Below are 12246 nucleotides of genomic sequence, written 5' to 3' on the forward strand. Positions count from 1 at the left end.
TTGCGTCCCTTCGTGACAGATGCTCGGACGTATTTCTCTTCACCACAGCGTCTTTGGTGGACCGTGGTGATTGCATCGGGCGGCTCAGCGGTATTTCGGCAGAATCTCACTCGCCCACAGCTCCATCTGCCTGGTCAGCTCGTCCATCGTCGGGTAGATGAACTTCAACTCGAAGTGGGTCACGCCTGCCTCGACGAACTCCTCGACGCGCCGCTGGACGGCATCGACGGATCCGAAGATGTGCCGATCAAGGGCGAATTGGATTTGATCGACGTCGCGTTCGTAGGTCTTGGAACTGGTTGCGACGGTGGGCACGGCACGGGCCATGGCCGCGTCGTGGTCGGTGTCGATGACGGTGAGCTTTTCGACGGCGATGGTGATGTTGTCCGGATCGCGGTCGTACTCCTGCGCCGTCTCCCGCACAATGGCTGCGCCACGGCCCATTTCAGCCGGTGACAACCAACCCGGCACCCAGCCATCACCGAGGCGACCGGTGCGCCGCGCGGCCGCGTCGGTCCAACCGCCCACCCACACGTCGGGCCCCTTGTCCTGCAGAGGCTTCGGGAAGATCTCGGCGTCCTTGAACTCGATGTAGCGCCCCGAATAGGAGGCCAGCGGCTGGGTCCAGATGGCGCGCATCGCTTCGACGTATTCGTCGGTCATGCGAGCGCGTGCGGAGAACGGCACACCGAACACGTCGAACTCGCTGGATTCCTTGGACGCTTTGGAGCCCAGTCCGACACCTGCGATCAACCGGCCGCCGGTGAGGTGATCGAGCGTGGCCAATTGCTTGGCCGCATAGATGGGGTTGCGGGTCGGCATCACGAGGCAGGCGACGCCGATCCTCACCGACGATGTCTTGGCCGCCAGATAGCCGATCGTGGTGAGCGCTTCGTAAAAGTCGGCGGACTGGTCGTCGGCGAGAGCCTCGTGCGCGCCCGAGGAAATGTGGTGCCGGTGCATCGCGGTGCTCCACACCACGTGGTCGTGCAGGAAGATCGAATCGAACCCCATCTCTTCGGCTTCGGTCGCGGCACGGGTGATGTTCGCAACGGACGACAGTGGCCCGGAATTGGGCACCCGCACGCCGAATGAAACCTCCGCCACTGAGACTCCCTTCAGGGCTCGGAATGGGTGGTGTCGAATAGATTATCTTGGATACAGAATCTTGCAAATCATATCCACCAGCCGATGCGATTTCGGCGCGGAAAGGTGCGCTGAGCGCCGGTAAGCGCGCCGAAATCGCGCAGCAGTACGCCCGGGCCTGTCCGGTCCCGGGCGTATCAGCTATTAGGAGTGGCTGCGGCTAGGCCGTCGACTTCTCGTCATTGGCCACGATGGCCTGCAGCCGGTTGGATACCTTGTGCAGGTGCTTGGTCAACCATGCGGTCGCGGCCTTGGTGTCGCGGGCCCGCAGGTGATTGATGAGCTCCTCGTGGCTGTGCTGTTCGTCCACGCGCTGCAGCAGCAGATACCTGCCGACAGCGCCGCGCAGGTTGTTCACCTGCGCCAATGCCCGCGGCCGGTTGGCGCGCTGGTAGAGCACCTCGTACAGCTGATAGCGCCGTTCCAGTCGCTCGCTGAGTTCTTCCGCGTTCTCCAGGTCCTCGACGATCTCCTCGAGCCGACCGACGAGCTCGTCGTCGATGTTCTCGATTGCCAGTTTCAGCAGGTACGACTCGAGCAGGATGCGCAGCTCGTAGATTTCGGAGATCTCCTCGGGCCGCAGCACCGACACGGTGGCACCACGGTACGGGTGAATCCGGACCAGGCCCTCGTTCTCCAACTGCCGCAGGCTCGCCCGCACCGGCATCCGGCTGACACCGAGCGAACTGGCGATGGTGTCCAGGTTCAACCGCTGGCCCGGACGGAACACCCCCTGCACGATCGCTTCACGGATGAAGGACTGCGTCATGTCCTCGACGGTCTGGAACGTGCCACGCACGGACTCCGCGATGTTGCTCAGGACCTTGGCGTCCTTGTCGGACACCTCGCTCTCTATCGTGCGTGCCATGCTCTCCATGCCTTATCTCGGGCGTTGGCCGCCCATTTGCTGAGTGACTTTATCGGTTCAAGTGACGGTTGCATATTAAATGAGGAATACATAATTCCCGGGTAGCGGCTGTTCAATCCGCCTCCGGAAGATTGTTCAGCAGCCGCCACACCCGTTCGGGGGTCAGCGGCAACCGCGTCGGCCAGCGGCCGACGGCCTGGGCGATAGCGGAGGCTACCGCACCGCCGACGGGATTGAGCTGACCTTCGCCCGCGCCCTTGGCGCCGTACGGCCCCACGCCGTCGCGACGTTCGGCGAGCATCAGGTCGATCCGGCGGGCCAGATCTCCGGCGCGAGGCACTCGGTAGTCGACGACGTTGGCGTTGGCCAGCTGAGGCCCGTCGTAGACCAACTCCTCGAACAGCGCGGCGCCCAGCCCCTGGGTCGCGGCGCCGAGGTCTTGCGCCTCGACCGCCTGCGGATTGATTGCGAAGCCGACGTCGGCGCAGGTGACGAGTTGGTCAAGGGTGACATATCCGGTGTCGGGGTCGACCTCGACGGCCACGCCCACCAATCCGGTCTCCCAGAACGGCGGCATCTCCTTCGTCGCGCCTTCGCGCCGGACCAGCCCGATGCCGGTGACCTCGCCGGCCGACCCGCCGAACCATTTGCGCACGATGGTGCCGAAATCGAGTTGTTGATCTTGCGGACCACGGACCCCGCCGGGAACATCGCTGACCTCGTCCTGCGGGCAATTCCAGAGTTCGGCCGCCATGGCGCGCAGCTTCTGCCTGGCGTCGGCACATGCACGCTGCACCGAGAGGCCCGCCAGTGTCGTCGTCCTGCTCGCGCCGGTCGTGCGCTCGTAGGCCGATCCCGCGGTGTCGGACTGCACCACCGAGACACGATCCATGCCGATCCCGAATTCCTCGGCGGCGATCTGGGCGAGCAGCGAACGGCTCCCCTGGCCCATTTCGGTGCTGCCCGACAAGACGATGACCGACCCGTCGGTCTCGACACGCACCTGCGCGGTGGAGATAGGGTATGCGCCTGCGTCGGATGCCGTTACGCCGAAACCGATTCCGTAGTGGGCGGCGTCGCGCCGTCCGCGTTCCAGCGATTCCACCACCATGTCGAGGTCGGCGATCAGGTCGGCGTCGATGCCGCGATTGCCCGGCAGGATCTCCTCGCCGAACCGCACCAGGTTCTTGCGGCGAATGTCGGCGCGGCTGATGCCGAGTTTGTCGGCGGCCTGGTCGAGATTCGTCTCACCGGCCAGGTTCCCTTGCGGCGCACCGAATCCGCGGTACGACGACGCCGGCGAGGTGTTGGTGTAGACAGACCTGCCGCGCACCCGCAGGTTCGACACCCGGTACGGGCCGAAACACCGGTTGACGGACTTGGCCAAGACCAACGGGCTGTTGTCGGCGTAGGCGCCGGAGTTCATCGTGATATCGAAGTCGCGGGCCAGGATTCGGCCGTCGGCGTCGAATGCGCTGCGCACGTTGATCACCGCGTCGTCGACGCGGGTGGTGTAGATCGCCTCTTCGACGCTGAGCGTGAGTTTGACCGGCCTGCCGACGGCCCAGGACGCCACCGACGCCAGCGGCTCGACCTTGGTGTAGGACTTCGACCCGTATCCGCCGCCCAGGTAGGGCACGGTCACACGGACCCGCGCCAGCGGCAGGTTGAAGATGCGGGCCAGGTCGTCGCGGACCATGAACGGGTGCTGGGCCGTGGTGATGACGGTCAGGCCGTCGTCCCCGTAGGACGCCACCGCGTTGTAGGGCTCCATCGCGTAGGCGTAGAGCATCGGATAACGAGTGGCGCTTTCGACGACCAGATGCGCGTCGGCGAAGGCGGCGTCGACGTCGCCCCAGCCGATGTTGACCTCGTGGGCGATGTTCGTGAGGTCGGGCTGCTCATCGTCGTCGGCGTCGGTCAGCTCCTTGAACGTGGCGTCAGCCGTTGGCGCGTAGGTGGTTTCGTGGACCAGCGGTGCGCCGGGTGCCAGCGCTTCGGCAGTCGAGATCACTTCCGGCAGGTCCTCGTAGCTGACCTCGACGAGGTCGGCGGCATCCGTCGCGGCGGCGCGTGTTTCGGCGACGACGATCGCGACCGGCTCCCCGAAGTAGCGCACCTTGCCGGTGGCCAGGATGAAGTGGTCGGAGATGATGTGCCCGAATCGCGGGAACAGCGTTTTCAGATCCGCCGCGGTCACCACGGCGACGACTCCTGGCACGGCCATGGCGTTGTCGGCGGCGATGTCAAGGATGCGCGCGTGGGCCCGTTGGGCGCGCACGACCTTGGCGTGCAGCATGCCGGGCATGGTCATGTCGACCGCGTATTGCGCGGTGCCGAGCACCTTCTCCACCAGATCGCGGCGGCGCACCGAGCGCCCGACCGTCTGATGTTCGTCGGCGTGGCGGGAGGTGGCCTGATGCGGGGCGGCCGGAAGATCGATACTCATGGGCGGTCTCCGTTGCCTTCGGTGTTGGGATGACCGTTGGTGGCGACGTTACCGTTTCGGCGGGCAAGGCATGGCGGCCGTGCGGCGGCGACCTCTGCAACGGCGTCGACGATCGGTTGATATCCCGTGCAGCGGCAGATGTTTCCGTCCAGATGCTCGACGATGTCGTCGCGGTCGATGTCGTCGCGTGATTCCAGCAGCGCGGTGGACATCATCAAGAATCCGGGGGTGCAGAAGCCACATTGCAACGCGTGGTGGGTGATGAAGGCTTCCTGCAACGGGTTTGGCGCGCCGTCTTCGGCGAGACCCTCCACGGTGCGCACCGCCGATCCGTCGGCGTCGACGGCGAGAAAGGTGCAGGCGCTGACGGGCCGGTCGTCCACGAGCACCGTGCACACGCCGCACACCTGCAGTTCGCAACTGACCTTGGTGCCGGTCAGGTTGAGGTCCTCCCGCAGGAAGTCCACCAGGAGCGTGCGCGGTTCGACGGCCCGCGCAACCGGAATTCCGTTGACTGTCAGGCTGATTTCGACGATGCCCAGTTCTGTTGCGCTCATGCGGCCTCCGCCATGGCATGCACGGCGCGGCGAATGTAAGTCGCGGCGACGTGACGCTTGTACCGGTCGGAACCGGTGAGATCGGGTGTGGGGTCGAGTTCTTCGGCGACGGCTTCCGGGTCGATCTCGGCTGGGTCGCCGAACGTCCACAGCGTCTGCACCTCGCCGACGGCGCCCACGACGAGGCGACATTCGCCCTGCGGGTCGTAGGACAGTGCGACACCGACCGTCGGCCGCTCGCTGATCTGGTACTTCAGATAGACCGCTCTGGTGCCCGGGGCCGGGACGGGAACCCTGATGTCTACCAGGATTTCGTCGGGTTCCTTGTCGGCCCAATACGGCCCGGCCACAAAGTCCTCGACCGCGACCGTCCGGGTGCGGTCGCCGGGCCGTGCGAGCGTGACCTCGGCGCGATACGCGACCAATGCCGTTGCAACGTCGGACTTGGGTTCGGCGAAGCACAGGTTGCCGCCGATCGACCCCTGCGCCCGCACACGCGCGTTGCCGACCGCGCCTTCGACCTTCGCCAACATCGGGAGATGTTGGGCAAGCAGCGGATCCGCTGCGAGGTCCATGTGCCGCTCGACCGCGCCGATGACGATGCTGTCGCCGTCGCGTCTGACCCCCGACAGCTCGGACACCTTCTTCAGGTCGACGAGTGTCTCCGGTCGATGCAGCCCTGCCCGCATGGCCAGCAGCAGTTCGGTGCCGCCGCAGTAGGGCACCTTGTCATCACCGATGGCATCGAGGGCCTCGGCGAGAGTCCGGGGCCTGGCGAGACGGAACGGCGGCAGCATCAGAGCTCACCGAGTGCGTCACTGGCCGCGCCGAAGAACTCGTCGAGGATCTTTTGCGCCTTCTTGTTGATGGTGCCCGAGCCCATGCTGGCGACCTTGCCGGTCACCTCGTACACACCGTCGACGACGATCGTGGAACCCTGCTCACGCGGGCTCACCACCAAGTCCGCCAGCACCAGCAGCCGCGAGCCGACCTGCCGGTCCTCACCGGCCGCACGTACCTTCAGCGAAGACCCCTCGTTGACGTCGCTGACCGTCACGTCCAGGTCGGCGCGCAACTTGAACGGGCCTAGGCGATCCATCAGGACCGCCGTATATTTGCTCAGCGGTTCGATCTCGACCGCGTCCTCGACGATGGACACCCAGCTCACCAGTCGCGGCACGTCGATCATGGCGGCCCAGGAGTCCTCCGCGCTGGCTTTGACGGTCAAGTCACGGTGAAACTCGGTACGCGGCATCGGTGTCCTTTTCACGGGGCCGGAACAATGTGAATATAAAATCCAATCTACGGTTGGACGCCGATGCGCGCAAGACGCCGCGCTCGGAGGGCGGGCGTGGCCTCGGCGGGCGGCGGATCGGGATGGCAGAGCCGCTGGCGTCGACCACGGCGCGGTGGAGCCGCTGCGACGACCGTCGGTGGGTTGATCCCTCCGCGATCCTCGACGCGCCTCATGCGGAGGCGCAGCATGCCGCGAGGACGTAGTGCTGCACGGGATTCCGATCAAAATGCAGTGGTCCCCTACTGCGCTCTTTCGGGCCCATGCGACAGAATCCTTCCCAGCGGAACTCGACACCGCACGCTGTAGCGATGGTCCGAGGCGGCGACTTCCCGTTGCATCCGCTCAACATGATCTCTTTGCTGAACGCAGGGCGGGGCTTCGTTTACCTTCACTCGAACGCCCTCGACGTCAGCCTGCCCGACAATCCGAAGGAGTCGCAGTTCTATCAGGGCGCCTACGGTGACACCGACTAGTACTTGTTCGAGACGCAGGACCTGCCGCTATTCGCGCCGCTGCGCCAAGCGGGGATACCTGAACCGGTGATCGACGTGTTCGAGCCGTTCTTCCGCGTTGTCGTCGAGCTGGGCTACGACCGCAACATCAAGCCGTGGGAGCCAACCCCGGCGCGGCTGATCCCGAGGCTCGACCCGGCGAAGGTGGTCACTGATCTCGTTGACGCCATCGGTGAGGGTGCCGCCAACGCAACGTCCCTTATTGGTGCGCCCGCTCGATCGAACAGTTCCACGCCAGCGCCGGACCCTGCCGACATCGGCATCTCCGAGAAGGTTGGCGCGCGAGAGCAGCAACAGAACTCAACCGTGTCGACCGAGGTGGCAACCGCAGCAAAGGTAACGAATCAGGTTGTGCAGCAGAAGAATACGGTCGAACCGAAAACAATCAAGCAATTTGTGAAGTCCCGGCTGAAGTTTTCGGCTGAAAGCCGGACACTCGGCCAGCCACAGCCCCTAAGCCGGCTGGGCCAAAGGTTGGTGGATCGACTGCAGGGGTCCTGGCGAACGGACAATGTGGCCGAGCGTCTCCGGGCAATTACTCGAGGCCCCGTAAAGTCAACGGCCGGAACCAGATCGAGCCTGAATTCGGGCGATACGTCGGCGACAGCCAGTTCTAGGCGAAAGCACCTCGCCCGGCGACACCGATTCCTGACGGTGCTCCGATCAGTCCGGGATGGCGGTCGAGTCAGGTACGACGACGGCGAACAGATCGGCCATCGCGGCGAGGCTGGCCGACTGCATCGCCGTGGCGGGGACCGATTCGTCGCCGACGCCGGGCAGGGCGCGGGTTGCGGTGGCCGCTGCGACCACCGTCGGCGCATAGCCGAGGTTGAAGGCTCCGCGCGCGGTCGAGTTCACGCACATGTGCGTCATGAAGCCTGCGAGCACAAGGTTCGAAGCGCCTGCGGCCTTCAGTCGCTCGTCGAGATCGGTCTGCACGAACGAGTTCGGATAGCTCTTCACCACCACGGGTTCACCTTCACGCGGGGCAACGCGGTCGACGATCGCGCCACTCTCCCCCTCGACGTCGTAGAGCGATCCCGGCCCGTCGTCATGTTGAATGTGAATGATCGGAATTCCCGCCGACCGGGCGCGGTCGAGCAGAGCCGCCGCCTCGTCGAGTGCGGTTTGCACACCTTCCAGCTCCATCACGCCGCGGGTGTAGGTGTTCTGGCAGTCGATCATGATCAGCGTCGACTCGGCGAGCCCGGCCGGGCTTTGAGGCAGTTGCGCGAGAGCGCGCAGCGTATGCAGTTCGGACACATCGCAGAGCGTATGCCGTCACCCACGGGTTGCGGTGGCGATCAATGCGGGTGCCGGGAACCTCACCGTCCCGTCGGCGCAGGCGAACGCCGCCAGCCGTCGCGCCGCGCTGGTTCTCAGCCGGGCGTACTGCGCCTCGTCGACGTGGTCGGACAGCGTCCATCCCCGGATCTCGCTGTACAGCCAGTCGTCGATTGAACCGAACCGGGCAACGCCTTCGCGCCGGACGACCACCACGTCCGGAAACGCCGGGCGTAAGACGTCGGCGAGGGCTTCGGGAGTGCCGACCGCGAACGGCGCGCGCATGGCGTCGGCGGCCCAGTCGCCGAGTTCGTCGCCGAACAAGTCGGCCATCGCGGCAAAGCCTGGAAGCTGGTCGATCGAGGCCCATGTCGCGACCGCGATCCGGCCGCCTGGGCGCAGGACGCGCTTGACCTCGCTGACCGCGGCGGCCCGATCGGTGAAGAACATCAACGCGAATTGACATACGACACAGTCAATCTCGCCGTCGCCGATGGGCATCTCCTCGGCGTAGCCACAGCGGAGATCCAGCCCTTGTGTGAGCCGTTCCGCCACCGCGAGCATGCCTTCGTTGGGGTCGAGGCCGATGACCGATCCCGACGTGCCGACCCTGATGCTCGCCGCGCGGGCGAGCACACCCGTCCCAGTGCCGACATCGAGGAGCCGCTCCCCCACCCCGGGAGCAACGGCGTCGAGCATGGGCTGCACCCATTGCGCGAAGAGCGCGGGCACGAGCAGTTCGTGGTAATTCTCGGCGGCAGCGGTGCAGACCTGCCCGCCGGCGAATCGTGATCTCATGCTGCGATCGTCGGCGCCGAAATCAATGGTGGGAAGTTCGATTTTGGAACTTCCGACAGGGCCCGACAGTGGGACGATCGATGCATGGGCACATACCGCCAGTACTGCCCTGTGGCCCGCGCTTCGGAGGTTCTCGCCGAACGGTGGAACCCACTGATCGTGCGCAATCTGATGTTCGGCGCCGAGACGTTTTCGGCCATCGCGCGAGGTGTGCCGACGATGTCTCGCTCGATGCTGCTCAAGCGGCTCGAGGAACTGCAGCATGCCGGCGTCATCGAGACAAAGCCGAAACCGGACGGCCGCGGCCACCTGTACGCGCTGACGCAAGCCGGCGCCGACCTGATCGGTGTGATCGACCGGCTCGCGGCGTGGGGCGAGCGGTGGATCGATGTGACCAGCGAACACTCGGATCCCGCGTTCGCGCTATGGGCGTGGTGCCAAGTGCAATTGGACCGCGCCGCGCTGCCGCCGGGCCGCGTGGTGGTGGCGCTGATCTTCCCGGACGAGGCTCCGACCAACCGCCGGTACTGGCTGTTGATCGAGCACGGCGATGCCGAGACGTGCTACTCGGATCCTGGCGGTGAGCCCGATCTGACGGTCACAGCGCGGTCGCTGGCCTTCGTCGATTGGCATCGCGGCAAGAGGTCGTGGCGCGACGTGCTGCGCACCGGAGACGTGACGCTGACCGGCCCGACGTGGCTGCGGCGCTCGTTTCCGACATGGAATCTGCACCATCCGGTTCTCGCGGGGGTCAGCCCGTGACCGAAAGCACCACCTCGGCGAGTTCGGGGCGGCACACCAGCAGGTCGGGCAGCAGCGGATCGGGTCGGTTGTAGCGGAGCGGTGAGCCGTCGATGCGGGATGTGTGCAGTCCGGCTGCACGAGCGACGGCGACGGGCGCGGCCGAATCCCATTCGTATTGGCCGCCGGCGTGCACGTAGACGTCGGCGCGGCCCTGTACCACGGCGGCTACTTTTGCTCCCGCCGAACCCATTTCGACCAGCGTGCCGTTCAACGCGTCGCGGACTTGCAGCGCGATGGCGGGCGGCCTGGTCCGTGAGATGACGATGCGGGGCGCGGCAGGTGGGTGCGGCGGCTTCGCGACGTCGGGTGTGGCCAATGTGACCCCTTGTGCCGGTAGCGCAACCGCCCCAGCCACCAGTTCTCCGTCTTCCCACAGCGCGACGTGCACGGCCCAGTCGTCGCGGTCGAGTTCGGAGAACTCCCTGGTGCCGTCGAGCGGATCGACGATCCAGACCCGCTGCGCAGTTAATCGAACGGGGTCGTCGGCTCCCTCCTCGGACAGGACGGCGTCAGCGGGCCGCTCCGTCGCCAACGCCTCCATCAGGAAGTCATGAGACCGCTTGTCCCCTGCGGCTTTTCGGTCGGCCGAGCTGGCGTCAGCGAATTCGTCGCGCACACCGAGCAGCAGCTTGCCCGCTTCGGTGGCCAACCGTTCGGCGACCTCGTCGTCGCTATGGTCGATCACGAACGCCTTTCGAGCATCTCGATCACCATGTCGGCCAGCTCTTCGGGCGAATGGTCGGGCGTCAGACGCAAGTCGGGGTTCTTCGGCCGCTGAAACGGGCTGTCGATTCCGGTGAAGTGCGTGATTTCACCGGAACGCGCCTTGGCGTACAGGCCCTTCGGGTCGCGGCGTTCGCAGTCTTCGAGCGGGGTGTCGCAGAACACCTCGAAGAACTCCACCCCGGCCTCGGTGGTCACCTTCCGCGCCAGCTCGCGATGCTCCTCCAGCGGGCTGATCGCGGGCACCAACACGATCTGCCCCGAATCGGCGAGGATCGCGGCGACATGGGCCAGCCTGCGCTGGTTCTCCGCTCGGTCGGCCATCGAGAAACCAAGGTCGGCGTTGAGGCCGTGGCGCAGATTGTCGCCGTCCAAAACGTATGCGGGCAGGCCCTTTTCGAGCAACTTCTGCTCGACGAGCATCGCCACCGACGACTTGCCGGAACCCGACAGCCCGGTGAACCACACGGTGCGGCCCTTCGACAGCCGGTCCTCGGAGCTGCACAGATTCTGGTGACGCACGGTGTTGGGGCTTGACGTGCGCGCGGTGACCTGCGGCAGCACCATGCCCGCGGCGACTGTGCCGTTGGTGTGCGGATCGATCAGGATGAATGATCCGGTGGTCGCGTTGCGGCTGTATTCGTCCAGCAGCAGCGGAGTCTGCGCGCGCAACGCAATCCGGCCCAGCTCATTGAGTTTCAGCGCGGTGGCCGACTTGTCGCGATGCAGCGTGTTGACGTCGAGGCGGTAGTCCAGCGCGGTCACCCGCACCCTCGTCGTGCGCGTGGTGTGCTTGATGATGTAGTCGCGGCCCGGCTCCAGCGAGGAGTCGTCGGCCATCCAGCACACCGTGGCGTCGAACTCTCGCGTGACCCGAGGTTGGTTGTTCGGCCGCGCGATCATGTCACCGCGCGAGATGTCGATGTCGTCGGCGAGGCTGATCGACACCGCCATCGGCGGGAAAGCCTCTTCGACTGGCCCAGTGGGGCTTTCGATAGCCGTGATGCGGCTGGTCAGCCCCGCAGGCAGCACGACGACCTCGTCGCCGGGACGCATCACGCCGCTGGCCACGGTGCCTGCGTAGCTGCGGTGATCGGCGTGTTCGTGGGTCTGCGGCCGGATCACGTACTGCACGGGGAACCGCACGTCGACCAGGTTGCGGTCGCCGGCGATGTAGACCTCTTCGAGGTGCGACAGCAGCGCGGGCCCGTCGTACCACGGGGTGTTGTCCGACCTCGTCACCACGTTGTCGCCGTGCAGAGCCGATAGCGGAATGGTGGTCACATCGTGGATGTCCAGCCGGGCGGCAAACTCATGGAAGTCGTCGCGGATCTTCTCGAATTGCTCGCGGTCCCAACCGATCAGATCCATCTTGTTGACGGCCAGCACGATGTGGCGGATGCCGAGCAGCGAGGCGAGGAACGCGTGCCTGCGCGACTGCTCGAGCAGGCCGTGGCGGGCGTCGACGAGGACGATCGCCAGTTGCGCGGTCGACGTGCCGGTCACCATGTTGCGGGTGTACTGGATGTGGCCCGGCGTGTCGGCGATGATGAATTTCCGCTTGGGCGTGGCGAAATAGCGATACGCGACGTCGATGGTGATGCCCTGCTCGCGCTCGGCGCGCAGGCCGTCGGTCACCAACGCCAGGTCGGTGTAATCGTGCCCGCGCTCTTTGGACGTGCGCTCGACCGAGGCCAGTTGATCCTCCATGACGGCCTTCGAGTCGTAGAGCAGACGGCCGATGAGCGTCGACTTGCCGTCGTCGACCGATCCTGCGGTCGCCAGGCGTAGCAGCGTCGTCATCCGTG

At 65.7% G+C, this 12246-nt stretch carries 12 protein-coding genes and 1 pseudogene; 3 read left to right on the top strand and 10 right to left on the bottom strand.

All coding sequences use genetic code 11. The features are described from left to right. Positions 1–84: 84 nt before the first annotated feature. The 6 genes from CQY20_RS08890 to CQY20_RS08915 form a co-directional block, all read right to left on the bottom strand. Positions 85–1107 carry an LLM class flavin-dependent oxidoreductase gene (locus tag CQY20_RS08890; RefSeq protein WP_097939712.1) on the bottom strand — a complete coding sequence of 341 codons (1023 nt, stop codon included), beginning with the start codon at positions 1105–1107 and terminating at the stop codon, positions 85–87. A gap of 199 nt (positions 1108–1306) precedes the next feature. Then, the gene (locus tag CQY20_RS08895; RefSeq protein WP_163700732.1) at positions 1307–2014 is read right to left on the bottom strand and encodes a GntR family transcriptional regulator; all 708 of its coding nucleotides are present in this window, start codon (positions 2012–2014) and stop codon (positions 1307–1309) included. Between the two features lie 112 nt (positions 2015–2126). Beyond that, positions 2127–4463 (bottom strand): xanthine dehydrogenase family protein molybdopterin-binding subunit, encoded by a 2337-nt coding sequence (locus tag CQY20_RS08900; RefSeq protein ID WP_097939714.1) that lies wholly within the window; start codon positions 4461–4463, stop codon positions 2127–2129. Then, on the bottom strand, positions 4460–5020 hold the full coding sequence (locus CQY20_RS08905) for a (2Fe-2S)-binding protein (protein WP_097939715.1): 561 nt from the start codon (positions 5018–5020) through the stop codon (positions 4460–4462). Before CQY20_RS08905 ends, CQY20_RS08900 begins: the two co-directional genes overlap by 4 nt. Continuing rightward, positions 5017–5817, bottom strand: coding sequence for an FAD binding domain-containing protein (locus CQY20_RS08910; protein ID WP_097939716.1), 801 nt, complete (start codon positions 5815–5817; stop codon positions 5017–5019). The genes CQY20_RS08905 and CQY20_RS08910 overlap by 4 nt, the downstream gene beginning before the upstream one ends. Continuing rightward, the gene (locus CQY20_RS08915) at positions 5817–6275 is read right to left on the bottom strand and encodes an SRPBCC family protein (RefSeq protein WP_097939717.1); all 459 of its coding nucleotides are present in this window, start codon (positions 6273–6275) and stop codon (positions 5817–5819) included. Before CQY20_RS08915 ends, CQY20_RS08910 begins: the two co-directional genes overlap by 1 nt. 350 nt (positions 6276–6625) lie before the next feature. Between CQY20_RS08915 and CQY20_RS36185 the strand changes: the two genes are divergently transcribed. Together CQY20_RS36185 and CQY20_RS36190 are read left to right on the top strand one after the other, a co-directional pair. Then, complete coding sequence (locus CQY20_RS36185) at positions 6626–6790, top strand: PE-PPE domain-containing protein (protein ID WP_163700735.1); 165 nt, start codon at positions 6626–6628, stop codon at positions 6788–6790. A 3-nt stretch (positions 6791–6793) separates the two neighbouring features. Beyond that, positions 6794–6898: pseudogene (locus CQY20_RS36190) on the top strand (PE-PPE domain-containing protein); the annotation flags it as partial. A 594-nt stretch (positions 6899–7492) separates the two neighbouring features. Here CQY20_RS36190 and CQY20_RS08925 read toward each other — a convergent pair. After that, the gene (locus tag CQY20_RS08925) at positions 7493–8092 is read right to left on the bottom strand and encodes a cysteine hydrolase family protein (protein ID WP_097939718.1); all 600 of its coding nucleotides are present in this window, start codon (positions 8090–8092) and stop codon (positions 7493–7495) included. An 18-nt stretch (positions 8093–8110) separates the two neighbouring features. Beyond that, positions 8111–8911, bottom strand: coding sequence for a class I SAM-dependent methyltransferase (locus tag CQY20_RS08930; protein ID WP_097939719.1), 801 nt, complete (start codon positions 8909–8911; stop codon positions 8111–8113). A gap of 84 nt (positions 8912–8995) precedes the next feature. Between CQY20_RS08930 and CQY20_RS08935 the strand changes: the two genes are divergently transcribed. Continuing rightward, positions 8996–9673: a winged helix-turn-helix transcriptional regulator gene (locus tag CQY20_RS08935; protein ID WP_097939720.1), complete on the top strand. Its 678-nt coding sequence runs from the start codon at positions 8996–8998 to the stop codon at positions 9671–9673. On the opposite strand, the gene CQY20_RS08940 is transcribed toward CQY20_RS08935, so the two are convergent. After that, entirely contained in the window at positions 9663–10400 is a 738-nt protein-coding gene (locus CQY20_RS08940; RefSeq protein ID WP_097939721.1) for a 3'(2'),5'-bisphosphate nucleotidase CysQ, read from the bottom strand. The genes CQY20_RS08935 and CQY20_RS08940 overlap by 11 nt on opposite strands. Next, positions 10397–12241: a sulfate adenylyltransferase subunit CysN gene (cysN, locus tag CQY20_RS08945; RefSeq protein ID WP_097939722.1), complete on the bottom strand. Its 1845-nt coding sequence runs from the start codon at positions 12239–12241 to the stop codon at positions 10397–10399. The genes CQY20_RS08940 and cysN overlap by 4 nt, the downstream gene beginning before the upstream one ends. Positions 12242–12246: the final 5 nt, after the last annotated feature.

Source organism: Mycolicibacterium agri (assembly GCF_002553505.1).
GTDB lineage: Bacteria > Actinomycetota > Actinomycetes > Mycobacteriales > Mycobacteriaceae > Mycobacterium > Mycobacterium agri.

Bases quoted from the DNA above. Each gene is read 5' to 3' on its own strand.
- cysN (WP_097939722.1), bottom strand. From the start codon at position 12,241: ATGACGACGCTGCTACGCCTGGCGACCGCAGGATCGGTCGACGACGGC.
- CQY20_RS08900 (WP_097939714.1), bottom strand. From the start codon at position 4,463: ATGAGTATCGATCTTCCGGCCGCCCCGCATCAGGCCACCTCCCGCCAC.
- CQY20_RS08915 (WP_097939717.1), bottom strand. From the start codon at position 6,275: ATGCCGCGTACCGAGTTTCACCGTGACTTGACCGTCAAAGCCAGCGCG.
- CQY20_RS08935 (WP_097939720.1), top strand. From the start codon at position 8,996: ATGGGCACATACCGCCAGTACTGCCCTGTGGCCCGCGCTTCGGAGGTT.
- CQY20_RS08930 (WP_097939719.1), bottom strand. From the start codon at position 8,911: ATGAGATCACGATTCGCCGGCGGGCAGGTCTGCACCGCTGCCGCCGAG.
- CQY20_RS08910 (WP_097939716.1), bottom strand. From the start codon at position 5,817: ATGCTGCCGCCGTTCCGTCTCGCCAGGCCCCGGACTCTCGCCGAGGCC.
- CQY20_RS08895 (WP_163700732.1), bottom strand. From the start codon at position 2,014: ATGGCACGCACGATAGAGAGCGAGGTGTCCGACAAGGACGCCAAGGTC.
- CQY20_RS36185 (WP_163700735.1), top strand. From the start codon at position 6,626: ATGGTCCGAGGCGGCGACTTCCCGTTGCATCCGCTCAACATGATCTCT.
- CQY20_RS08905 (WP_097939715.1), bottom strand. From the start codon at position 5,020: ATGAGCGCAACAGAACTGGGCATCGTCGAAATCAGCCTGACAGTCAAC.